Source organism: Actinoplanes sp. URMC 104 (genome assembly GCF_051386375.1).
In the GTDB taxonomy this organism is placed as follows: Bacteria; Actinomycetota; Actinomycetes; order Mycobacteriales; family Micromonosporaceae; genus Actinoplanes.
Genome location: NZ_JBPQTO010000011.1, coordinates 391031 through 413149, shown reverse-complemented (window position 1 = coordinate 413149; position 22119 = coordinate 391031). Strand labels below are relative to the sequence as shown.

Annotated in this window: 19 protein-coding genes; 11 read left to right on the top strand and 8 right to left on the bottom strand. The window is 72.4% G+C overall.

The annotated features are described in order from the left end of the window. The first annotated feature begins 55 nt into the window (after window positions 1-55). Entirely contained in the window at window positions 56-1492 is a 1437-nt protein-coding gene (locus ACSNN8_RS27690) for an NF041680 family putative transposase (protein WP_436655440.1), read from the top strand. Here ACSNN8_RS27690 and ACSNN8_RS27685 read toward each other — a convergent pair. Then, window positions 1489-4911: a PAS domain S-box protein gene (locus tag ACSNN8_RS27685; RefSeq protein ID WP_436652569.1), complete on the bottom strand. Its 3423-nt coding sequence runs from the start codon at window positions 4909-4911 to the stop codon at window positions 1489-1491. The two genes, ACSNN8_RS27690 and ACSNN8_RS27685, sit on opposite strands and share 4 nt — an antisense overlap. Window positions 4912-4982: 71 nt before the next feature. On the opposite strand from ACSNN8_RS27685, the gene ACSNN8_RS27680 reads away from it, so the two are divergent. Continuing rightward, complete coding sequence (locus ACSNN8_RS27680) at window positions 4983-7493, top strand: ATP-binding response regulator (RefSeq protein ID WP_436652567.1); 2511 nt, start codon at window positions 4983-4985, stop codon at window positions 7491-7493. Between the two features lie 28 nt (window positions 7494-7521). Here the strand turns inward: ACSNN8_RS27680 and ACSNN8_RS27675 are convergent, their stop codons facing one another. Then, window positions 7522-8277, bottom strand: coding sequence for a septum formation family protein (locus tag ACSNN8_RS27675; protein ID WP_436652566.1), 756 nt, complete (start codon window positions 8275-8277; stop codon window positions 7522-7524). 45 nt (window positions 8278-8322) lie between these two features. Beyond that, a complete protein-coding gene (ctaD, locus tag ACSNN8_RS27670) occupies window positions 8323-10068 on the bottom strand; it encodes an aa3-type cytochrome oxidase subunit I (protein WP_436652564.1) in 1746 nt (581 codons plus the stop codon). A 235-nt stretch (window positions 10069-10303) separates the two neighbouring features. Here ctaD and ACSNN8_RS27665 point away from each other — a divergent pair, with 235 nt between their 5' ends. Then, window positions 10304-11254, top strand: a complete 951-nt coding sequence (locus ACSNN8_RS27665) for a sulfite exporter TauE/SafE family protein (protein ID WP_436652562.1) — start codon at window positions 10304-10306, stop codon at window positions 11252-11254. A 60-nt stretch (window positions 11255-11314) separates the two neighbouring features. Further along, on the top strand, window positions 11315-11506 hold the full coding sequence (locus ACSNN8_RS27660; RefSeq protein WP_436652561.1) for a hypothetical protein: 192 nt from the start codon (window positions 11315-11317) through the stop codon (window positions 11504-11506). Between the two features lie 3 nt (window positions 11507-11509). Here ACSNN8_RS27660 and ACSNN8_RS27655 read toward each other — a convergent pair whose 3' ends face one another. Beyond that, window positions 11510-12109, bottom strand: coding sequence for an AAA family ATPase (locus ACSNN8_RS27655; RefSeq protein WP_436652559.1), 600 nt, complete (start codon window positions 12107-12109; stop codon window positions 11510-11512). Window positions 12110-12182: 73 nt separating this feature from the next. On the opposite strand from ACSNN8_RS27655, the gene ACSNN8_RS27650 reads away from it, so the two are divergent. The 3 genes from ACSNN8_RS27650 (at window position 12183) to ACSNN8_RS27640 (ending at window position 14086) form a co-directional block, all read left to right on the top strand. Beyond that, window positions 12183-12614 carry a hypothetical protein gene (locus ACSNN8_RS27650; protein WP_436652557.1) on the top strand — a complete coding sequence of 144 codons (432 nt, stop codon included), beginning with the start codon at window positions 12183-12185 and terminating at the stop codon, window positions 12612-12614. Beyond that, the gene (locus ACSNN8_RS27645) at window positions 12611-13480 is read left to right on the top strand and encodes a hypothetical protein (RefSeq protein WP_436652555.1); all 870 of its coding nucleotides are present in this window, start codon (window positions 12611-12613) and stop codon (window positions 13478-13480) included. The genes ACSNN8_RS27650 and ACSNN8_RS27645 overlap by 4 nt, the downstream gene beginning before the upstream one ends. Window positions 13481-13549: 69 nt before the next feature. Beyond that, the gene (locus ACSNN8_RS27640; RefSeq protein WP_436652554.1) at window positions 13550-14086 is read left to right on the top strand and encodes a hypothetical protein; all 537 of its coding nucleotides are present in this window, start codon (window positions 13550-13552) and stop codon (window positions 14084-14086) included. Here ACSNN8_RS27640 and ACSNN8_RS27635 read toward each other — a convergent pair. Beyond that, on the bottom strand, window positions 14029-15495 hold the full coding sequence (locus tag ACSNN8_RS27635; RefSeq protein ID WP_436652553.1) for an amino acid permease: 1467 nt from the start codon (window positions 15493-15495) through the stop codon (window positions 14029-14031). The two genes, ACSNN8_RS27640 and ACSNN8_RS27635, sit on opposite strands and share 58 nt — an antisense overlap. Before the next feature lie 142 nt (window positions 15496-15637). On the opposite strand from ACSNN8_RS27635, the gene ACSNN8_RS27630 reads away from it, so the two are divergent. Further along, window positions 15638-16144: an N-acetyltransferase family protein gene (locus ACSNN8_RS27630; protein ID WP_436652552.1), complete on the top strand. Its 507-nt coding sequence runs from the start codon at window positions 15638-15640 to the stop codon at window positions 16142-16144. Window positions 16145-16351: 207 nt separating this feature from the next. Continuing rightward, the gene (locus tag ACSNN8_RS27625) at window positions 16352-16771 is read left to right on the top strand and encodes a nitroreductase family deazaflavin-dependent oxidoreductase (RefSeq protein ID WP_436652550.1); all 420 of its coding nucleotides are present in this window, start codon (window positions 16352-16354) and stop codon (window positions 16769-16771) included. On the opposite strand, the gene ACSNN8_RS27620 is transcribed toward ACSNN8_RS27625, so the two are convergent. Beyond that, window positions 16772-17716, bottom strand: coding sequence for an alpha/beta hydrolase (locus tag ACSNN8_RS27620; protein WP_436652549.1), 945 nt, complete (start codon window positions 17714-17716; stop codon window positions 16772-16774). Window positions 17717-17849: 133 nt separating this feature from the next. On the opposite strand from ACSNN8_RS27620, the gene ACSNN8_RS27615 reads away from it, so the two are divergent. Together ACSNN8_RS27615 and ACSNN8_RS27610 are read left to right on the top strand one after the other, a co-directional pair. Continuing rightward, window positions 17850-19046, top strand: a complete 1197-nt coding sequence (locus ACSNN8_RS27615; RefSeq protein ID WP_436652548.1) for a histidine kinase — start codon at window positions 17850-17852, stop codon at window positions 19044-19046. Next, window positions 19043-19705 (top strand): response regulator, encoded by a 663-nt coding sequence (locus ACSNN8_RS27610; RefSeq protein WP_436652546.1) that lies wholly within the window; start codon window positions 19043-19045, stop codon window positions 19703-19705. Before ACSNN8_RS27615 ends, ACSNN8_RS27610 begins: the two co-directional genes overlap by 4 nt. A 383-nt stretch (window positions 19706-20088) precedes the next feature. Here the strand turns inward: ACSNN8_RS27610 and ACSNN8_RS27605 are convergent, their stop codons facing one another. Both ACSNN8_RS27605 and ACSNN8_RS27600 read right to left on the bottom strand, forming a co-directional pair. Then, window positions 20089-21078 (bottom strand): LacI family DNA-binding transcriptional regulator, encoded by a 990-nt coding sequence (locus ACSNN8_RS27605; RefSeq protein ID WP_436655438.1) that lies wholly within the window; start codon window positions 21076-21078, stop codon window positions 20089-20091. A 177-nt stretch (window positions 21079-21255) separates the two neighbouring features. Continuing rightward, window positions 21256-21639 carry an RICIN domain-containing protein gene (locus tag ACSNN8_RS27600; protein ID WP_436655436.1) on the bottom strand — a complete coding sequence of 128 codons (384 nt, stop codon included), beginning with the start codon at window positions 21637-21639 and terminating at the stop codon, window positions 21256-21258. Window positions 21640-22119: the final 480 nt, after the last annotated feature.

The window sequence follows — 22119 nt, the reverse complement described above, 5'->3', positions numbered from 1 at the left end:
TCGATGATGTGTGCGTGATCGCATCCTGCGCCTATTGACTATCGTTGTGGCGTTTATGGGAACGCGAGTGGAAGCGATCGATCTGCTGGCGGGCTTCCGAGAGCAGATCTACCGGTGTCTGAACACGCGGGCGGATGCGTTGTTCGAGCTGACCGACGCGGTGTTGTGCGCGGACGGGCCGGTCAAATCGTTGGTCGATCTGACGTTGACGGCCGAGCACCGGCGCGGGCACGGCTCTTTGTATGACGCGCTCAACCAGGGACGTATCGATGTGGGGCGGCTTCGGCGGGCGTTGGCGGCGCTGCCGGTGCCGCGCTTCGGTGACGGCCGGATCGTTCTGGCGGTGGACGTGTCGCCGTGGCTGCGATCGGACGCCGCGTGCAGCCCGGAACGGCTGTTCTGCCACGGGTACGGGCGGGCCAAGAGCGCCGCGCAGTTCATCCCCGGCTGGCCGTACTCCTTCGTGGCGGCTCTGGAACCCGGCCGGACGTCGTGGACAGCGATGCTGGACGTGGTCCGTCTCGGTCCCGCCGACGACGCCACCGCGGTCACCGCAAGCCAGTTGCGTGACGTGATCGACCAGCTGATTGCCTGCGGCCAGCAGCAGCCCGGCGACCCGAAAATTCTGGTCGTCTGCGATGCGGGCTACGACGTGACGCGCCTGGCCTGGGTCTTGCGGGATCTGCCGATCGAGGTGGCCGGGCGCATCCGCGCCGACCGGGTCCTGCGGCTCCCGGCCCCGCCGTACGAGTACCACCCGTCCGGCGGCCGTCCACCCAAGCACGGCGGCGAGTTCGACCTGAAGGACCCCGGCTCGTGGCCTGAGCCAGCCGTGACCACGAGCAACGAGACGACCAGCTACGGAAAAGCCGAAACCAAAGCCTGGGACCGGCTACACCCCAGACTGACCCACCGCGCCGCCTGGCTCGATCATCAGGGCACGCTCCCGGTCGTTGAGGGCACCCTCATCCGGCTGCAGGTCGAGTACCTGCCCGGTGACCGCGCCGCGCAACCGATGTGGCTGTGGTGGTCAGGCACCGGCGCGGATCCTGAGGATGTGGACCGGATCTGGCAGGCGTACCTACGCCGCTTCGATCTGGAGCACACCTTCCGGCTGTTCAAGCAGACTCTCGGCTGGACCCGGCCGAAGCTACGCGACCCGCGGGCAGCCGACCGGTGGACCTGGATCATGATCGCCGCCCACACTCAACTACGACTGGCCCGCCCGCTCGCTGTCGATCTACGCCGGCCCTGGGAACAACCGGCACCGCCCGACCGGCTCGCGCCGGCGCGGGTCCGGCGAGGGTTTCGGAACCTCCGCCCGGCCTCGGCTCTACCAGCTGCAGCACCGAAACCGTCACGGCCTGGCCCAGGTCGGCCTCCGGGATCGAAGAACCACAGCCGCGCGACCCGCTACGACGTGGGCAAGACCGTCAAACGCGAAACCTCACTGGGCGGTCCGCCCCGCCGCAAGCCCAAGGCCAAAGGTTAAAGAACAGGCTGACCGTCGCGCAGGATCGCGTCGGCGGCCTCGCGGACGGCGTCGAGCTCGGGGCGCAGGGCGGCCAGCGCCTCGACGGCCGCGTCCAGGTCGGCGCGGCGGGCGTCGTCCTCGAGGCGGCCGCAGGCGTCGGCGGCGTCCCGGGCGCCGATGTTGGCCATGATGCCCTTGAGCTGGTGGGCCTCGTCGCGCAGCGCGGGCGCGTCGTCGAGGGCCAGCGCCTGGCTGACCCGCTCCACGTGGCCGGGGATGCGGTCGACCATCGAGCGCAGCAGCCGCTGGAGGACCGGCGCGCTCTCCGCGGGGTCGGGGCCGCGCAGCTGGTCGAGCCGTTCGCGGATCTGCGTGACCACCGCGGGCGTCGCCCACCTGGCGAGCGCGGCGGCGACGTCCGCGGGCACCAGCGGCTTGGCGAGGTGCTCGTCCATCCCGGCGGCCAGGCAGCGGGCGCGGTCCTCGGGCAGGGCGCTCGCGGTGAGCGCGATGATCGGGACGTGCCGGCCGGGCCCCTCGCGGCGGCGGATCTCGGCCGTGGCGGCGTACCCGTCCATCTCGGGCATCAGGCAGTCCATGAAGATCAGCTGGTACGGGCGGGAGAACGCCAGGTCCACGGCCTCGCGGCCGTTCGTGGCGATGTCCGCGGTGTACCCGAGCGTGGCCAGGATGCCGAGCGCCACCGTGCGGTTGATGTCGTTGTCCTCGACCAGCAGCACGTGGCCCCGGCCGGTCGCCGCGGCGGACGAGGCCGGAGCGGGCGGGTCGGCGACGGCCAGCACGCCGACCAGCGCGTCGTAGAGCTGCGACTGGCGCAGCGGCTTGACGAACGCGGCGGGTTCCGAGGCGTCGTCGGTGAGCAGGATCGTCTTGGGCGCGGGGGTGCCGGCCGGTGCACCGGGATAGCGGCCGTCGTGGATGACCAGGTCGATCGGGCGCCCGGCTGCGGCTGCGTCGCGCAGCACCTCGTACGCGGCCTCGCTCGTGCCGACCCCGGTGGCCTGCATCGACCACGCGGTGAGCTGGTCGGCCAGCGCGGCCCGGCCGGGCTCGTCGCGGTCCACGATGAGCACCCGCAGCCCGTCGAGCGCGTGGCTGTCGGACAGGCCCAGGCCGTCGCGCGCGGTCCGCAGCACGACGGTGAACCAGAACGTGCTGCCCCGGCCGGGCTCGCTGTGCACGCCGATGCGCCCGCCCATCAGCTCGACCAGGTCGCGTGAGATGGCCAGCCCGAGGCCGGTGCCGCCGAAGCGCCGCGTGGTGCCCGCGTCCGCCTGCGTGAACGGCTCGAACAGCTGCTCGCGCTGACGCTCGTCGATGCCGATCCCGGTGTCGCGCACCTCGAACCGTACGGGAACGGCTCCCGGAGCGGCGGGAAGGCCGGGGTCCGGGGCGACGGTGATCGAGACCGAGCCGTACGGGGTGAACTTGATCGCATTGCCGGCGAGGTTGAGGAGCACCTGGCGCAGCTTGGCCGCGTCCCCGCTCACGGTCGCCGGCAGCCGCGGGTCGCACTCGCCGGTGATCGTCACCGAGGTCCTCGTGCCCGGCGGCGCCGCCAGCGCGACCACGTCGTCGACGAGCTGCCGCAGCTGGAAGTTGGTGTCCTCGAGCAGCACCTTGCCGGCTTCCAGCTTCGAGAAGTCCAGCACGTCGTTGATCACCGACAGCAGCGCCGTGCCGGCGGTGGCGATGCCCTCGGCGTAGCGCCGCTGCTGGTCGTCGAGGTCGGAGGCCAGCAGCAGGCCGGTGAGGCCGATGACGCCGTTCATGGGCGTGCGGATCTCGTGGCTCATCGACGCCAGGAACTGCGACTTCAGCCGGGCGGTTTCGAGCGCCTGGTCGCGGGCCTCGGCCAGGGCCTGCTCGGTCTCGCGGCGCGCGCTGATGTCGCGGGCGAACGCGTGGAGGTGCGCGACGCCGTCGTGCCGGATCCGCCACATGGTCAGCTCGATCGGCAGCTCACGCCCGTCGTGGTGCAGCGCCGCCAGCTCGGTGGGGCGGTCGAGCAGCCAGTCCCACCGGCCGCCGAGGAAACGCCGCAGCGCCGCGCGGTAGCGGGCGGGCAGCACGGTGTCGGCGACGTGGCGGCCGACGATCTGCTCGCGCGGCCAGCCGAAGACCTGCTCGGCCTGCCGGTTCCACTCGGAGATCACGCCGGTCTCGTCCATGGTGAAGAACGGGTCCGCGGCCGCCGACATGATCATTTCGAGCTGCTCGCGCTCGACGCGCAGGCGCTTCTCGGCCTCGACGCGGGCGGTGATGTCGTGCGCGACCGTCGACGCGCCGATGATGCGGCCGTCGTCGTCGCGCATCGGGGCCATGCTGAGCGACACCTCGATGATCCGGCCGTCCTTGCGCATCCGCCGGGTCTCGTGCTGCGGCAGCGTCTCGCCGCGGTTGACCCGGTCGAGCAGGTTGCGCTCCTCGTCGAGCCGGTCGGGCGGCAGCAGCCGGGTGACGTCGTGGCCGATCATCTCCTCGGCCGTGTAGCCGTAGAGCCGTTCCGCGCCGGAGTTCCACGTCTGGATCGTGCCGTCGAGCGCCTTGCTGACGATCGCGTCGTTCGACGACTCGACGATCGCGGCCAGCCGGGCGTTCGTGTGAGCCTGCAGCCGCCGCTCGGTGACGTCCTGGATCGCGGCGAGCACCATCATCTTGCCCTCGGCCTGCACGGGGGACAGGCTCACGTCGACCGGGAACTCGCTGCCGTCCCTGCGCCGCGCGGTCAGCAGCATGCCCTCGCCCATCGGGCGGGCCGACGGGGAGGCGAAGTACCGGTTGCGGTGCTGGACGTGGATCTTGCGGCTCGCGCCGGGGACCAGCATCTCGATCGACGCGCCGACGAGCTCGTCGACCGGGTAGCGGAACAGCTCACCGGCGCGGCCGTTCGCGTGCACGATCCGGCCCTCGTTGCTGACGCAGACCATCGCCTCGGGCGAGGCGTCGAGCAGGCTGCGGAACTTGCCCTCGGCCAGCCGCAGCCGGGTCACGTCGACGCCGGCGCCGAAGATCGCGTACGGGCGGCCGCGCCCGTCGCGCAGCACGTGCAGCGTGGTCACGAACCAGCGGCCGCCGAGTTCCTCCTCGTACGCGACGGGGCCGTTGCCGTTGAGCACCTCACGGTCGTGCCGGGTCATCTCGGCCAGGTGCACCGGGTCGTGCACCTCGTGGTCGTAGCGCCCGGTCGCCGTTCCCTCGGGTATGCCGTGCAGCCGCTCGTACGCGGGGCTGACCAGCCGGTAGCGCCCGTCGAGCGCCTTGACGAACGCGGGCGCGGCCGTCTCCTCGAGGATCGCGCCCAGGCGGAGGTAGCGCTCGAGGCGGCGGCGCTCGTGCCGACGGGCGAGGCCGCGCCAGGACCAGGCCAGGCCGCCCGCGGCGAGCGCTGCCGTGGCGACATGTCGGCTGCTCACGGTGAATAACCGTACAAGGGATTAAACGTGCTTTAGGCTGATAACGGACATCAGCAGATGAGGAGCCGCCGGTGGCGACGGTGATGGTCGTCGACGATGTGGCCGCGAACCGGGACATCGTCCGCTTGCTGCTGGGCTACCGCGGTCACGAGGTGATCGAGGCCCACGACGGCGCCGACGCGCTGCGGCTCGCCCACGAGCACCATCCCGACATCGTCGTGTCCGACGTGCTGATGCCCGGCATCGACGGGCTCGAGCTCGTCCACCGGCTGCGCGCCGACCCCGACCGGCAGGCCGCCCAGGCGCCGGTCATCTTCTACACCGCCAACTACCTGGAGCCGGAGACCCGGCCGATCGCCGAGGCGTGCGGGGTCAGCCAGGTGGTGCTGCGCTCGCAGGACCCGCACGAGCTGCTCGACGCCGTCGAGGCCGCGCTGGCGGGCGGGCCGGTCTCGGTCGACGTGGTGCCCTCCGACGACTTCGCGCAGACGCACGCGCAGACGGTCAACGCGAAGCTGATCGAGAAGGTGCGCGAGCTGCACCACACGGAACGCCGGTTCGAGGCGATGGCGGTGGCCTCGCCGGTGGGCATCGCGCTGATCGACGCCGACGGCGAGGCCGACTACATCAACCCGCGGCTGGCGGAGATCATGCGTACGCCCCGGGAAGGTCTGCTGGGCCGCGGCTGGCTCGCCTGCCTCGACTCGACGGCGCACCCCGACGCGCTGGACCTGCTGCGCGGCAACGCCGAGGAGCGCCGGTTCACCCACTGCCTGGAGCTGCCCGACGGCACGCCGCGGTACCTGCGGCTCCAGCTGCGGCAGGTGCACGACGACGAGGCGGAGCTGGCCGGCGGCGTCCTCATGGTCGACGACGTCTCCGACCTGGTGGCGGCCGAGGAGAAGCTGCGCGACGAGACCCGCCGCCGCCAGCAGGAGGCGCGCCGGCGCGACGCGGAACGCCTCGACAGCCTGCGCCGCATGGCCGGCGGCGCCGCCCACGACTTCAACAACATCCTGGGCGCGATCCTCGGCTACACGGCGCTGGCCATCGAGACGATCGAGGACGCCGCCGACGTGCTGACGCCGGACCTGTCGGCGAGCCTGCTGGGCGACCTCGACCAGGTCGTCAAGGGCGGCGAACGGGCGAAGGCGCTCACCCAGCAGCTGCTCGCGTTCGGCCGCCGCGAGATCACCCAGCCCACCACGTTCGACCTCAACGCGCTGCTGCGCGACCTGGTCGGCACGCTGCGCGACGCCGCCGGCGAGGCCTCGGTCGTCCTGCAGCTCACGCCCGGCCCGGCCGACGTGCGAGCCGACCCGCGCCAGATCGGCCAGGTGCTGGTCAACCTGGTCGCCAACGGCGGCGATGCCACCTCCGCGGGCGGCGCCATCACCGTCACCACCTCGGCGACGCCCGCCGGGGACGCCGTGGTGACGATCAGCGACACCGGGCGCGGCATGGCCCCGGACGTGCTCGAGCGCGCCTTCGAGCCGTTCTTCACCACCAAGCGCTCCACCGGAACCGCCGGGCTCGGCCTGTCGACCGCCCACGGCATAGTCAGCCAGGCCGGCGGCCAGCTCACGCTCGCCTCCACCCCCGGCGAAGGCACCACCGCGACGATCGTCCTTCCCGGCGTACGGGAACCGGCCGTCCCCGCCGAGCCTCTGTCATCGGCCACCCCCGCGCCCGCCGCGCCCCCTCCCGCGCCTCCACCGGTCGCCCCCTCTTCCGCGCCGCCCGCCCCGACTTCCTTCTCTCCACCCGCTACACCCGCCCCCGCCCCCGCCGTGCCTGCCCCGTTCGCGCCCGCTGCGCCTGCTGCGCCCACCGCCGCCGCGCCCGCCCCCGCCGCGCATGCCCCGTTCGCGCCCGCTGCGCCTGCTGCGCCCACCGCCGCCGCGCCCGCCCCGGCCGCGCATGCCCCGTTCGCGCCCGCTGCGCCTGCTGCGCCCACCGCCGCCGCGCCCGCCCCGGCCGCGCATGCCCCGTTCGCGCCCGCTGCGCCTGCTGCGCCCACCGCCGCCGCGCCTGCTCTGTTCCCGCACGCCCCGATCGCGCCTGCCTCAACCGCGCCCGCCCCCATCACGCCTGCCTCGACCGCGTCCGCCGCAGTGCCGACCACGCAAACCTCTGCCCCCGCCTCCACCTCCGCCGCGCCCGCCGCCGTGCGTCCGTCCGATTTGTCCACGTCGGCGGGTGCGCCCGGCGGCGAGACGCTGCTGCTGGTCGACGACGAGGCCGACCTGCGCGAAGTCACCGCCCGCTTCCTCGGCGGCGCGGGCTACCGGGTCCTGTCGGCCGCCGACGCCGCGGAGGCCCTGCGCCTGCTCGACCGCTCCGACCACCCGATCGCCGCGATGATCACCGACGTGGTGATGCCCGGGATGAACGGCCGCCAGCTCGCCCGCGTCGCCAAGCAGCGCCGCCCCGACCTGCGGGTCGTCTTCATCTCGGGCTTCGCCGAGGCCCTGATCGACGAGTCCGGCAACAACCTCGAACCCGACTCGATGATCGTCGCCAAGCCGTACACCCGCGACCAGCTCCTGGCCGGAGTGCAGTCCGTGCTGCGCAGCGCCTGACGCGGTCTCGCCGCGGCATCCGAAAAGGTCAGCGCTGAACGCGCCGCAGTGTGCTCTGCAATGTCGCCTTCGGGTCGTAGGCGACGCAATAGACGTGCCGGTCGCCCTGTTTCCACAGATCGGCGGGCGGCGACCGGAAGACGTATTCGTAAATCGACTGGAAATGCTCGACGCCGAGATACGACCGGAACGCCTCCCGGCACCTTTCCCGCGCCACGTCGTCCACCCTGTCCTCGCCCGGGAAGGCGGCGTTCCTCTCCCACGGGTCCGACGACATGATGACCTCGCCGTCGTGCGGTTGGTCGCAGGGGACCACGGTCGTGCTGGACGGCCAGTTGGCGTTGGAGTCGGCGAGCCGCAGGTCGCTGCCGCTGATGCAGTCGCCCGGCTGCAGGGCGGCCATCGCCACCCGCGGCGGGGGACCGGCACTGGTGGCCGGGCCGGGGGCCGGTTCCGCGCTCGACCCGGTGAGCTGCGGCTGCAGGTAGACGGTCACGAGCGCGCCGAGCGACACGAAGGCGAGAACGGAGGCGAGCGGGATCTTCCATCGGCCCCGCGCGTAGCGGACGGCGAAGATCAGCGCCGCGAGCGCAACCGCCGCGATCGTCGAGAAGGCGGCCCGCCACGCCGGCAGTTGGGCGAGGGCCAGGACGAGCGCGACCGTGCCGAGCAATGCCGCCGCGTCGAAGGCCCGCGCGCGAATGCTCCCGGCCGGGGAACGCTCGGGGGAGGGAGTGTCCGACGCGGACTCGGCTACCTTTTGGTCACGCGTGGGGCCGGCCACGTCCTCAAATTAGCACCCGCCCGCACGCATAGGCGGACGTCATAGTCAGCGGTCCTCCTGATAGGTCGCGCCGCCGTGCGATTCCTCGGTGAGCGGTCGCGCGCCACCCTCGGGCGGGCCCGCGGCCGTCTGGGCGCCGGCGGCCAGCTCCGGGAACTTCGCGTCGAACGCGGGCCGCTCCGAACGGATCCGCGGCATCTTGTCGAAGTTGCGCAGCGGCGGCGGGGACGAGGTGGCCCACTCGAGCGAGTTGCCGTGACCCCACGGGTCGTCGACGGTCACGAGCTGGCCCACCCGGTAGGACCTCCACACGTTGTAGAGGAACGGCAGCGTCGAGGCGCCCAGGATGAACGAGCCGATCGTCGAGATCGTGTTGAGCGTGGTGAAGCTGTCGGTCGCCAGGTAGTCGGCGTAGCGGCGGGGCATGCCCTCGGCGCCCAGCCAGTGCTGCACGAGGAAGGTCGTGTGGAAGCCGATGAACGTCAACCAGAAGTGGATCTTGCCGAGGCGGTCGTCGAGCATCCGGCCGAACATCTTGGGGAACCAGAAGTAGATGCCCGAGAACACCGCGAACACGATGGTGCCGAACAGCACGTAGTGGAAGTGCGCGACCACGAAGTAGCTGTCGTGCACGTGGAAGTCGATCGGCGGGGAGGCCAGCAGCACGCCGGTCAGGCCGCCGAACAGGAAGGTCACCATGAACCCGAGCGCGAACAGCATCGGCGACTCGAGGCTGATCTGGCCGCGCCACATCGTGCCGATCCACACGAAGAACTTCATGCCGGTCGGCACCGCGATCAGATAGCTGAGCAGGCTGAAGAACGGCAGCAGCACCTGGCCGGTGGCGAACATGTGGTGGGCCCACACCACGAACGACAGCGCGGCGATCAACAGCGTCGCGGAGACCAGGCCCTTGTAGCCGAAGACGGGCTTGCGGCTGAACACCGGGATGACCTCGGTGATGATGCCGAAGAACGGCAGCGCCACGACGTACACCTCGGGGTGGCCGAAGAACCAGAACAGGTGCTGCCAGAGCATCGGGCCGCCGGTCTCGGGCGCGAACACATGCGCGCCGAGGATGCGGTCGGCGGCCAGGGCGAACAGCGCGGCCGCCAGGAACGGGAAGATCAGGATCACCAGCAGGCTGGTGAGCAGGATGTTCCACGTGAAGATCGGCATGCGGAACATGGTCATGCCGGGCGCCCGCAGCGTCAGGATCGTGGTGATCATGTTGACGCCGCCGAGGATCGTGCCCAGACCGCTGATCGCCAGGCCGACCACCCACATGTTCGCGCCGATGCCCGGGGAGTGGATGCCGTTGCTCAGCGGGGTGTACGCCGTCCAGCCGAAGTCGGCCGCGCCGCCGGGCACCACGAAGCCGGCCACCGCCAGCGAGCCGCCGAACAGGTAGAGCCAGTACGCGAAGGAGTTCAGCCGCGGGAACGACACGTCGGGCGCGCCGATCTGGATCGGCACCACGAAGTTCGCGAACGCGAACACGATCGGCGTCGCGAACAGCAGCAGCATGATCGTGCCGTGCATGGTGAACAGCTGGTTGTACTGCTCGGGGGAGAGGAACTGCATGCCCGGCCGGGCCAGCTCGCCGCGCATGAGCAGCGCCATCAGGCCGCCGATCATGAAGAAGCCGAACGCCGTGGTCAGGTACATGATGCCGATCTGCTTGGCATCGGTGGTGCGCAGGATGCGGGCCAGCGCGCTGCCGCGCACCTGCCGGCGTACCGGATAGGGGCGCGTGACGAGCGGACGCGGTTTCGGTTCGACGGCGGTCATGCGGACCTCCACTTTGGCACGATCGCCCCGTACGCTACGCCGTTCGCTCCAAGACCACAGCTCGGAACGAGCACGATCAAGTTCGATCGCTGCTCAGGTTAAGCAGCGCCTTTGTCCGGGACGGGCGCACAGTCCCGTCCGTCACCGTGGGACTCTCTTGCCGTTCTCCTATCGAAATGGTAGGCAAGATGGGCGCGGCCAAGAACCGGCACGCACCCCCTGGACTGGAGAGACCATGAGGAAACTGATCCTCCTAGCCCTCGTGGGCCTCGGAGCACAACTCGTCGACGGCAGCCTCGGCATGGCGTACGGCGTCACGTCCACCACGCTGCTGCTGGCGATCGGCACCAACCCGGCCGCGGCCTCGGCCACGGTCCACCTTGCCGAGATCGGCACCACGCTGGTCTCCGGCGTCTCGCACTGGAAGTTCGGCAACGTCGACTGGAAGGTCGTCCTCAAGATCGGCGTGCCCGGCGCGGTCGGCGCGTTCGCCGGCGCCACGTTCCTCTCGAGCCTGTCGACCGAGACCGCGGCGCCGATCATGTCGCTCATCCTGCTGGCGCTCGGCCTGTACGTCTTCATCCGCTTCACCACGATGGGCCTGCCCAAGGGCCGGCTGGGCCTGCCGCTGCGCAAGCGGTTCCTGGCCCCGCTCGGCGTGGTCGCCGGCTTCGTCGACTCGACCGGTGGCGGCGGCTGGGGCCCGGTGGGCACGCCCGCGATCCTCGCCTCCGGCCGGCTCGAGCCCCGCAAGACGATCGGCTCGATCGACACCAGCGAGTTCCTCGTCGCGGTCGCCGCGAGCCTCGGCTTCCTGTTCGGCCTCGGCTCCGAGAACATCGACTTCGGCTGGGTCGCGGCGCTGCTCATCGGCGGCGTGATCGCCGCGCCGATCGCCGCCTGGCTGGTGCGCCACATCCCGCCGCGCGTCCTGGGCGCCGCCGTCGGCGGTGTCATCATCCTCACCAACACCCGCACGCTGCTGCGCTCCGACTGGATCGACGCCGCCGACGGCGTGCGCTACTCGATCTACGCCGTCATCTACGTCGTCTGGGCGGCCGCGCTGGCCTACTCGATCCGCGAGTACCGCCGCAACGCCGAGGAGGACCGCCGCATCATCGCGGAGGCCGAGGCCCGGGCGGCCGCTGCCGAGCGGGGCGACGAACGCGAGCTCGACCCCGCCTGATCCCGTACGCCCCCAGGCCGCGCCGGCACGCCGCCGGCGCGGCCGCTACCGTTGCGCCGCATGATGACCGAACTCGCCCAGCGGATCGCCGACGCCCTCAACGAGGCCCTCGACCAGCGCGTCGCCACCGACCACCACCTGCGCCACGTCGAGCGCGGCCTCGCGGCGGGCGGCCCGGACGAGCCGATCATCGCTCTCACCGTCGACGAGGTGGCCCGCATCGCCGCCCGCGCAGCACGCGACGCCACCTGACGCTCACCGCACTCCCGTCACCTCCGCGTCGCCGGTCGCCTTCTCCCGGCAGCGTGCGCACCGCTGCGGGCACGGCGTCAGCGCGGCCGCCCGGCCCAGGCCGCTCTCGTGCAGGATCGTCGCCACGCCGCCGGCGAACGTCGTGGCCTCCGGCAGCACCCGTTCGCCGGGGAGCCCGAGCAGGTCACGCGGCGTGTACCACCGGAGCATCTGCCCGGCCGTCACCGGGATCGGCTCGTCCCGGGTGGCGTGCCGCCGGACCGTCTCGTCGTACGACACGTCGAGGTAGAAGACGTGCGCCGGGCCGGGGTGGGCGTCGACGAGCCGCCGCAGGGCCTCGCCGTAGCGCGCGGAGTGCAGGATGCCCTCGAGAACGACGTGGTAGCCGAACGACAGCGCGGTGCTCGCGGTGGCCGCGACGAACGCGGGCGCCACGGCCTCGGGCGAGCCGCTGTCGTGCTCGCGCAGCATCGTCCGGCGCAGGTAGTCCTGCTCCAGCAGCGCGCACCCCCGCCCGTACCGGCGCCGGACCTCGCGGGCCGTGGTGGTCTTGCCGCTGCCGCTGTTGCCGCGCACGATCACGAGGGTCGGTGCTTCTGCCATGGGCAACCGTAACAACGCGGCCGCCACCGGCCCGCTAGGCTGTGCGGCGCCGGTGACAAGGAGCGGGGACGCCATGCAGGACGAGCTGTTCAGCCCGACGATCCGTGACCAGGCGCCGCCGCGCCGACGGCCGTGGCGGCCCGAGTCGATCGTCTATCCGGCGTTCTTCGGCGGCCCCACCGCCGCCGCGCTGCTGGGCGTGCTCAACGGCCGCCGGCTCGGCCTGCCCACCGGCCACCTGCTCGCCATCGCGGGCGCCGGGGTGGCCGCCTTCGGCGCGCGCCTCGCGGTGGGCGCGTTCGACGTGAGCAGTTCCGCCGTACGGCTGGCCGGCACCGCCACCGGCATCCTGGTGTGGCTGGTCGTCCTGGCCCTGCAACGCCGCCCGTTCCGCGTGGCCACCCTGCGGGGCGTGGAGGCGGCCAGCCTGGTCGTGCCCGGCATCGTCGTCGCGCTCGGCTGCGGGCTGCTCGAGGCCCTGCTCATCCTGGTGCTGGTCCGATGACCTCGCCGTCGCCGGTGCTGCACCGCGCGCAGGCCCTGCTCGCCACGGGCCGCGCCGAGCAGGCGCTCACCGAGCTGTCCACGCTGCCCGCGAGCGAGATCACCGGGTCGTACGCCATGCAGGTGCGCTGCGCCGCGCTCAGCCAGCTCGACCGCTGGCCCGAGGTGGGCGAGGCCGCGCGGGCCGGACTGGCGGCCAACGGCCCCGACCCCGACCTGCTGCTGTGGCTGGGCCGCGCCGAGCACGAGGCCGGACGCGACGAGAACGCCGAGCGCGCCCTGCTCGACGGTCTGGCGCTCGCTCCCGAGGACGTCGACCTGCTCTGCGCGTACGCGGAGTTGTGCGCGGCCAACGGCCAGCTCGACAAGGCGGGCCGGCTCGTGGACCTCGCGGCCGCCCGCGCCCCGCAGGCGCCGGTTGTCTACGCCACTCGCATCCAGGTGGCGCACGCCCGCGGCGACGACCGGGAGGCCCAGCGGATCAGCCGCGAGTTCGTCGGCGTGCACCCCGCCAACCCGGTCGCGCACGCCCTGCTGGGCGGAACCAGCGCCGCCCGCGGCCAGATCGACACCGCGTACGAGGGCTTCCGCCAGGCCGCCGCCGCCCGCCCCACCGAGCAGGTGTTCGCCGAGTCCGCGATGGAGCTCAAGGTCGCCCGCCACCCGCTGATGGTCCCGCTGCGCCCGGTGCTGCGCTTCGGCGCCCTCAAGACCTGGCTGGCCGCGGTGGCCCTGATCTTCGTCCTGCGCGCCGTCGGCCTGCCCGTGCTGGCCGGCCTGCTCGGCTTCGCCTGGCTGGCGTTCTGCATCTACTCGTGGGTGGTGCCGCCGCTGGTCCGCCGCCGGGTGATGCGCGGCTGGCGCTGACCCGCCCGTGCGTGACCCCAGCGGAATCCGGGAGTTGAGCAGCAGAGACGCCCACACCCGGAGGACCCGATGACCACCGCCGCCCAGCGCCTCGTCACGCTGACGGGCCTCGCCCTCGTCCTGCTCACCGCCGTCGGCACCTGGGCCCTCGGGCGGCCGCAGCATGCATCCGCCCGCCCCGGCCCACCCGCGACGAGCCCCGCGCCCGACGCCAGCACTCTTCCCGGCCCCTCCTCCAGCGCCGGCCCCTCCCTCAGCGCCGGCCCCGTGCGGGAGCTCAGCCTGCCCGGTGGGGCGGCCAAGTGCGTGCCGCCCACCGCCGGCAAGCTGCGGGCGTCCGCCGACTTCGCGTTCGCGGGCACGGTGAGCAGCGTCTACCGCGACGCGGTCACGCTGCGGGTGACCGAGGTCTTCCGCGGCGAGCAGGCCGGCGCCGTGCGGGTGCCGCAGCAGGGCACGAGGTCCGAGGGGCTGCTGGGCAGCGGCACGTTCGAGCTCGGCAAGGAGTACCTGGTCGCCGCGGCGGGCGGCGCGATCCTGGTGTGCGGCTACAGCGGCGAGGCGGGTTCGCCGGGGCTGCGGGAGCTGTTCGACACGGCGTTCTGAAGGTAACTACGCCGACGGCCGTACGACAGATAGACGATCATGCCGAGCGCGAGCCACGCGAGGAAGCGCAGCCACGTCTCCACCGACAGGTTGGTCATCAGGTAGAGGCACGCGAGCGCGGAGAGCACGGGCAGCACGGGGGACAGCGGCACCCGGAACGAGCGGCGCAGCTCGGGACGCGTCCGGCGCAGAATCGGCACGGCGAGCGAGACCACCACGAAGGCGAACAGCGTGCCGATGCTCACCAGGTTCGCCAGCGACGACAGCGGCACGAAGCCGGCCAGCAGCGCGATAAACACCGTGATGCCGGCGGTCAGCCGGTACGGCGTGCCCCACCGCGGGTGCACCGCGCCGACCCGCTGGGGCAGCAGCCCGTCGCGCGACATGGCGAAGCCGATCCGGCCGATCGCCACCACGTCGACCAGGATCACGCTGGTCAGACCGGCGACCGCGGCGATCGAGATGAGCGACGACGCCCAGTCGAGGCCGACCGCCGAGAACGCCGACGCGATCGGGGCGCCCGGGTCGATCTCGCGGTAGTCGACCATGCCCACCACGACGAACGACACCGCGACGTACAGCAGCGTCGAGACGCCGAGCGTGCCGAGCAGCCCCAGCGGCAGGTCCCGGCGCGGGTTGCGGGTCTCCTCGCCCAGGTTCGCCACGGCCTCGAACCCGGTGTAGGCGAAGAACACGACGGCGGCCGCGGTCAGAACCCCGGCGATCCCGTACGCCGAGGGCTCGAGCCCGAACAGCAGTTGCGACAGCGGCTGGGTCAGCCCGGATTCGCCCTCGTCGGCGGGCCGGGCGGGCGGCACGAACGGGGCCAGGTTCGCGGTCTTGACGAAGAACAGCCCCGCCACGACCACGAACAGGCAGATCGCGACCTTCACCACGACCAGCACGTTGGTCACCCGGGAGGACTGCCGGATGCCCACCGTGGCGACCGCGCCGAGCAGCAGCGTGATGAAGATGGCGCCGACGTTGACCACGCTGTCCTCGCCGAACAGCGTGGTCGGCAGGTTGAACAGCTCGGCGAGGTAACCGGACCAGCCCCGCGCCACGACGGCCGCACCCAGCGCGAACTCCAGCACGAGGTCCCAGCCGATGATCCAGGCGAAGATCTCACCCATCGTCGCGTACGCGTAGGTGTAGGCGCTGCCCGCGGTCGGCACGCTCGACGCCAGCTCCGCGTAGCACAGAGCCGCGAGCAGGCTGGCGATCCCGGCGAGCACGAAGGACACCGTGACCGCCGGCCCCGCGTGGTCCTGCGCCTCGACGCCCGTCAACGTGAAGATCCCCGTGCCGATGACGATGCCGATCCCGAAGCCCATGAGGGACAGCGGTCCGAGCCTTCGCTGCAGGCGGTCCTTCTGCCCGAGCACGTCCTCGACAGGTTTCGTTCGCATCACCGACACGCCGCGCGGCTTACCCGATCGGCGACGATCCACTCCTGTTTCCCACCACGAGCCCCGCCCGCCACGGCCGCCCCGGCCCCCGCAGGCAGCCTCTCCATCCCCCGTGCCCCGCGATGATCGGTACCGTCGGCGCATGAGCGACGTGGTCATCCGCCCCCTGCGCGCCGACGACGCCGGTGCCGTGCTCGCCCTCTACCAGGCCGGGCTCGACAGCGGCGACGCCAGTTTCGAGACCGCCGCGCCCACGTGGGAGGCGTTCGACGCAGCCCGGCTCGACGCCCACCGGTTCGTGGCCGTCGACGCGGCGGACGCCGTGCTCGGCTGGGTCGCCGTCGCACCGGTCTCCAGCAGGCCGGTGTACGCGGGCGTGGTCGAGCACTCGGTCTACGTCGGCCCGGCCGCCCGGGGCCGCGGCGTGGGCCGCGCGCTGCTCGAGGCCCTGATCGCCTCGACCGAGGCGGCCGGCATCTGGACGATCCAGTCCGGCGTCTTCCCCGAGAACACGGCCAGCCTGGCCCTGCACCGTGCCTGCGGCTTCCGCACCGTCGGCATCCGCGAGCGGGTCGGCCGCCACGCCCTCCGGAACAACCGGTGGCGCGACGTCGTCCTCCTCGAACGCCGCAGCCCGGTCGTCACCTGACGACCGCACGGCGTCTTCGGCTTCTGGGCGCAACCACTCACGCACGTCGCCCGGGCGGGGTGAGCGTTCTGGGCGCGCCGGCGCCCTGCTCGCCCCGGCCGGGTCCCGGCGGGAGCGACGGTCCGTACCCACCACCCCGCTACGACATCCGGCTTTTGATCTTCCTCCTCCGACGTAAGACCGGCGCTTTCTGGGTAACCGGCACTCGTGACCTCAGCTACGGAACTGCACGGACCGCCGCACGTCGCCCGCTACCTCGAGACGAACGGCGAGGACGGCTACTACTGGCGCAACGGGACCGAGATCCTGATCCTGTTCACCCGGGGACGCAAGACGGGCGAGGAGCGCTCGCACGCGCTGATCTTCCGCGAGCACGACGGCGCCTACCTGGTGGTGGCGTCGAAGGGCGGCGCGGAGGCGCCTCCGGCCTGGTTCGTGAACCTGGAGGCGAACCCCGGCGTCGAGGTGCAGATCAAGGGCGACCGCTTCCCGGCGACCGCGCGCGTGGCCACGCCGGAGGAGAAGCCCGCAATGTGGGCGAAGATGACCGAGGTGTGGCCGGACTACGACGAGTACCAGAAGAAGACGTCGCGGGAGATCCCGGTCGTCGTGCTGGAGCGCGCCTGATCATCGGCGGGCCAGCTCGTCGAGGATGTCGACCGAGGCTGCCCACGCCGCCGCGTTGGCGGCGTGGGCCGTCGCGACCGAGCGCACGTCGAACCGGTTGCCCGGGGTGAGCCGGTCGGCCTCGGCGATCATGCGGTCCTGCAGGGCGAGGGGGATCATCCTGTCCCTGGTGTGGCGGATGTAGGTGCGCGGGATCGTGCCCCACGTGTCCCTGTGACCGCGGGCGTCGGCGACCGGGATCTGCGTCGACTCGTCGGGTTGCATGCCGTTGAGCATCGTCAGGAACTCGCCGTCGGTGGAGTCGGCGCACAGCGCCTGTTTCATCTTGGTCAGCACCTTCAGATCGTTGGTGCGGAAGTTGGTGCGGGTCGCGCCGATCACCGCCGGGTCGGCCAGCGAGGCGCCGCCCAGCTCGAGGATCATCGTGCCGGCGGCCTCGGGCGTCTGCAGGTAGTGGCCCATCGTGGGCAGGTCGACGCAGCAGAACGCGGAGCTGTAGACCAGCCGGTGGATCAGCCGCGGCACCTCGTTGGCCGTGCGGCTCACGGTGGCGCCGCCCATGCTGCCGCCCCACAGGATCACCGGGCCGAGCTCGGCCGCGCGGCGCACGACGGCGACCGTGGCCTCGACGTAGTCGTCGAGCGTGACGCCGGCCATCGGCGATCGCTCGGTGGCGAGCGCGGCGAGATTTTGCGGGGCCTGGTAGGAACGGCGGAACTGGCCCGCGCCCAGCCCGTGCCCGGGGAGCTCGACGCCGACCGTCCGATGCCCGCGCAGGGTCAGCTCGGCGTCGCCCCCGGATGCGCCGTTGGCTCCCGTGACCAGGACGAACGTCGTCACGGGACGGTGGGCCGGAATGCTCGCGCGGGCGGCGGAGGGGGTGGCGGCAACCACGGCGGCGCCGGCCGCCGCGCCCAGCAGTCCGCGTCTCGTCAGCTTCGTCATGACGTTTCCCTTCGTTCGGCTTCGGTGTCCATTGAGCCGGAGGGGAGGCCGCGGGCGGCAGCGCAGAAAGTACGGGCGGGGCACCTACTTTGGTAGGGTCCGGCCCGCCGCCGCCCCCGGTAGCGTCGGGCCCATGCAACGGCGGGACGTGCTGCTCGACGGCGTGCTGCTGACCGTACTGGTCGCGGCGGCGGCGCTGGGTGGCGTCCTGACGGCCCTCGTGGTCAAGGATCAACCCCTTCCCCCGTACGCCTGGGTGGTCGTCGCGCTGCAGCTGCTCACGTCCGCCGTCGTTCTCGTGCGGCGTCGCCGGCCCACCGCGGTGGCGGTCACGATCGTCGGGTCGGCGATGGCGCAGACGCTCGTGGCGTTCGCCGCGCCGCTCGACGTGGGCGAGGCGTTGTTGTCGGTCAGCGCGTGGGTGCCCGTCGCGCTCTCCGTCGCGGTGGAGAACGTCACCGAGCGCGGGGTGCCGCGGGCCCGGTCCACGCTGGTCTGGGTGCTGATCGGCGTGCTGACGCTGGTGAGCGTGCGGCCCTGGGCGCCGACGACCAGCTTCGTGGTCAACGGGCTTCTGCACAGTGCGGTGGCGCCGCTGGTGGCGCTCTATCTGGCGGCGCGGCGCCGCAAGCTCCAGCTGCTGCAGGAACGCGCCGACCGGGCCGAGCGCGAGCAGTGGTGGCTGGCCGAGCAGGCGCGGGCCGACGAGCGTGCCCGGCTCGCGACCGAGCTGCACGACCTGGTCGCGCACCGGGTCACGCTGATGACGCTGCGGGCCGGGGCGATGTCGGTCAACGCGCCCGACGACGACACCCGGGCGGCCGCCGAGGAGCTGCGCTCCAACGGCGCGCTGGCGCTCGACGAACTGCGCGAGCTCGTGGGGGTTCTGCGCCGCGGCGGCCGGACCACGGAGGCCCCGCTCGACGAGCCGGCGGTTCCGCCGCTGGCCGAGCTGGTCGACGAGGCCGGGCGGGCCGGGCAGGCGGTGGAGTTCGTCGAGGTGGGGGAGCGGTCTCAGGTGTCCCGGGTGACGGGCCGGACGGCCTACCGCGTGGTGCGGGAGGCGCTGACCAACGCCCGCAAGCACGCCTCCGGCGCGGCCGTACGTGTTGATGCGGAATACCGGCCGGATCAGATCCGCATCGTCGTGCGCAACGGCGCCGGCTCGCCCGCGCCCGGGGCGAACGGCAGTGGCACGGGGCTGGCAGGCTTGCGCGAGCGGGTCGAGTCGATCGGCGGCACGCTGCTGGTCGGGCCCGACGGGGAGGGCGGCTTCCGGCTCGAGACCGTCATGCCCGCGCGGGTGTCAGCCGACAGGGGGCCGCCGTGAAGCCGATCCGGGTGCTGATCGTCGACGACGAGCCGCTGGTGTGCGGGCTCCTCGGGTCGATCCTCTCCGCGGCGCCCGACTTCGTCGTGGTGGGCGCCGCGTCCGACGGCGCCGAGGCGGTCGAAGCGGTGGTGCGCGAGCAGCCCGACCTCGTGCTGATGGACCTGCGCATGCCCGGGGTCGACGGGATCGCGGCCACCGCGCGGATCCGGGCCCTGGTGCGGCCGCCGGTCGTGCTGGTGCTGACAACGTTCGACGCCGACGGACACGTCATCCGCGCCCTGCGGGCCGGCGCCGCGGGCTACCTGGTCAAGTCGACGCCGCCCGCCCAGTTGCTGGACCTCATCCGCGTGGCGGCGCAGGGGCACACCGTCCTGTCCCCGGTCGCCAAGGACGGGCTGGTGGCGGTCTCCGCGACGGCCCACGGCGAGCGCGAGGCGGCGCAGGCGCGGCTGGCCGACCTGACCGAGCGCGAACGCGACGTCCTGGCCGCCATCGGCGACGGCCTGTCCAACGCCGAGATCGCCCGCCGGCTGTTCCTCTCCGAGACGACCGTGAAGGGGTACGTTTCGCACCTGTTCGAGAAGCTGGGCTGCGCCAACCGCACCCAGGCCGGCTTGCTGGCCCAGTCGGCGGGCCTGACCACCACCACCGAATAGGGTTCTGCCGAGCGACGCCGGGCTGCACGCACCGGAACACCCAGCGGGGCCACCCTCCCCTTGGCGGCCCCGACCGGGTCCTCTCTTCCGATGTCAGCGCCACAGGCCTGGGAAAACCCGTAGTGAGACGCTGTTAACGCTAACAGCAAAAGTAGGCTGAGACTAGAGGATTTACGGATGTCGAGCGATCGCATCCTGGTCCGATGTGGAAGCGCGACGGGCGGGACGCGACCTTGGGCCGGGCGTGGGTCGACGGCGTATGGCGGGGCACTGACGTGCGTCACCGGTCCGAGGCATGACGGCGAGGCGCAACGGGTCAGGGATGCGAGCTGCGGCGGTGAGTGGCCGCGCTCGTGGTGGGCGGCTGCGGGGGACGCTGAGGGTCAGGACGGGGGCGGGGCGACGCTGGCGCGCTTGACGAGGGCGGGGGCTATGGTGCGGCGCGCGCTCAGGTCGGGCATGTCGGATTCGATCTGGGTGAGCAGCAGCTCGACGCCGGCGCGGGCCACGGCGTCGAAGTCGGGGCGCACCGTGGTGAGCGGGGGTGTGTAGTACGCGGCCTGGGGGACGTCGTCGAAGCCGACGATGCTGATCTCCTCGGGGACGCGGCGGCCGTGTTCGCTGAGGGCCCGCAGCAGGCCGAGCGCGATGTGGTCGTTGGCGGTGAAGACCGCGGTCACCTCGGGCAGGCGGGCCAGCAGCTTGCCGTTGCGGTATCCCGACTCGGCGCTCCAGTCGCCGGTCAGCAGCGGCGGCTGTTCGGCGCCGGCGGCGCGCAGGGCGTCCTCCCAGCCGCGCACCCGCCCGGCGGCGTCGAACCAGTCGGCGGGCCCGGCGATGTGCCACACGGTCGAGTGGCCGGCGGCCAGCAGGTGCTCGGTCGCCGCCCGCGCCCCGGCCACCTGGTCGACCGTGACCAGCGTGCTGGCCCGTTCGGGGTCGCCGTCGATGGTGACCAGGGGGATGTCCTCGGGCAGCCGGGCCAGCGCCGGTCCGGCGCTCGTCACCGGCGCGATCACGACGAGGCCGGCGACGCGCTGGTCGAGGTGCCGCTCCACCGCGTCCGCGATCGATCGCTCGTTGAGCGTGCGCACGCTGCCGACGTTGACCGCGAAACCGCTCTCCTGCGCCGCCTGCTCGAACGCGGTGAGCATCGACGACGGCCCGTACAGCGCGGTGTTCGGCGCGACGACGCCGATCACCTTGGACGTGCCGGTGACCAGGGCCCGGGCAGTGCGGTTGGGGCGGTAGCCCAGCTCGGCGATCGCCGCCCGCACCTTCAGGCGGGTCTGCTCGCTGACGTTCTTGTGCTCGTTGAGCACCCGCGACACGGTCTGATGCGACACCCCCGCCAGCCGGGCGACGTCCATCATGCCCGGCGGCCGTCCGCGTTTCACGCTCACCCGCACCCCGCATCCACTGGTTGCGGGCAGGATATCGCTTCCGCCCAACAGCCAGTGACGTGCGGGTACGCCGCGCCGCCGAAATCACATTCGCTTTGTGTTATCGCTCGCCGGCGGGAGCGTTCCCACGGATTCCGCGCGGAACGGTCAGCCGAAACGGCAGAGACGGTTCACCGTCCCGGAGCGTGACCTGCGCGCCGGCCATGGACGGACGTGCCCCGTCACGCACGGAACGCGGCCGCCGTTGCCGCACTGGATACGAAACACCCGTTGTTCCCGGAACGCATCCGCCAGCGATGATCGGCGCTTCCGTTGTCGGCCCCCTACATGACGCGAGCGCCGTTGAGACCGGCCGCATTCTCGACGCCGAGGACCTTTCCGCGGTACGGGGTTCCGAAGCCGGAAAAGGTCGCTGCCGTTCACTATCGCGGTCCACAAATGCTCAGCGGTCCCGTTGTCCACCCACTGCAGCACGCGCGCATTGCCCGCGGTCGACATGTTCCCGACGCCGAGCCCCGTGCCGCTGGACACGTTCACCAAGGACCGAGTCGGTCGGCAGCGGGGCCAAGGAGGAGTGAAAGGGGGCGAGAAGTGCGAGGAAGGAATCGAGGGGGCCGGGGAGGAGGGAGCGCAGGCCAAGCCGAGGGGGCGCCGGTGGAACCGAGGGAGGGAGTGCAGGGGAGCCGAGGAGGGGGGCGGGGGAAGCCGAGGAAGGGGGTGGAGGAACGCCGAGTGACGGAGCGCCGGTGGAGCCGAGGGAAGGAGCGCGCGGAAGCCGAGGAAGAGAGTGAAGGGAAAGCCGAGGAGGGGGGCGCAGGAGGTGTGCAGGGGAGGCGGAGGGAGGCGGTGCGGCGGGAGCCGAGGAGGGGGCGCAGGAGGTGTGCAGGGGAGGCGGAGGGAGGCGGCGCGGCGGGAGCCGAGGAGGGGGCGCAGGGGGCGTGCAGGGGAGGTCGAGAGAGGCAGCGCGGCGGGAGCCGAGGAGGGGGCGCAGGAGGTGTGCAGGGGAGGCGG

Bases quoted from the DNA above. Each gene is read 5' to 3' on its own strand.
- ACSNN8_RS27665 (WP_436652562.1), top strand. From the start codon at position 10,304: ATGAGGAAACTGATCCTCCTAGCCCTCGTGGGCCTCGGAGCACAACTC.
- ACSNN8_RS27635 (WP_436652553.1), bottom strand. From the start codon at position 15,495: ATGCGAACGAAACCTGTCGAGGACGTGCTCGGGCAGAAGGACCGCCTG.
- ACSNN8_RS27660 (WP_436652561.1), top strand. From the start codon at position 11,315: ATGATGACCGAACTCGCCCAGCGGATCGCCGACGCCCTCAACGAGGCC.
- ACSNN8_RS27615 (WP_436652548.1), top strand. From the start codon at position 17,850: ATGCAACGGCGGGACGTGCTGCTCGACGGCGTGCTGCTGACCGTACTG.
- ACSNN8_RS27650 (WP_436652557.1), top strand. From the start codon at position 12,183: ATGCAGGACGAGCTGTTCAGCCCGACGATCCGTGACCAGGCGCCGCCG.
- ACSNN8_RS27690 (WP_436655440.1), top strand. From the start codon at position 56: ATGGGAACGCGAGTGGAAGCGATCGATCTGCTGGCGGGCTTCCGAGAG.
- ACSNN8_RS27620 (WP_436652549.1), bottom strand. From the start codon at position 17,716: ATGACGAAGCTGACGAGACGCGGACTGCTGGGCGCGGCGGCCGGCGCC.
- ACSNN8_RS27605 (WP_436655438.1), bottom strand. From the start codon at position 21,078: ATGATGGACGTCGCCCGGCTGGCGGGGGTGTCGCATCAGACCGTGTCG.
- ACSNN8_RS27640 (WP_436652554.1), top strand. From the start codon at position 13,550: ATGACCACCGCCGCCCAGCGCCTCGTCACGCTGACGGGCCTCGCCCTC.
- ACSNN8_RS27655 (WP_436652559.1), bottom strand. From the start codon at position 12,109: ATGGCAGAAGCACCGACCCTCGTGATCGTGCGCGGCAACAGCGGCAGC.
- ctaD (WP_436652564.1), bottom strand. From the start codon at position 10,068: ATGACCGCCGTCGAACCGAAACCGCGTCCGCTCGTCACGCGCCCCTAT.
- ACSNN8_RS27630 (WP_436652552.1), top strand. From the start codon at position 15,638: ATGAGCGACGTGGTCATCCGCCCCCTGCGCGCCGACGACGCCGGTGCC.
- ACSNN8_RS27645 (WP_436652555.1), top strand. From the start codon at position 12,611: ATGACCTCGCCGTCGCCGGTGCTGCACCGCGCGCAGGCCCTGCTCGCC.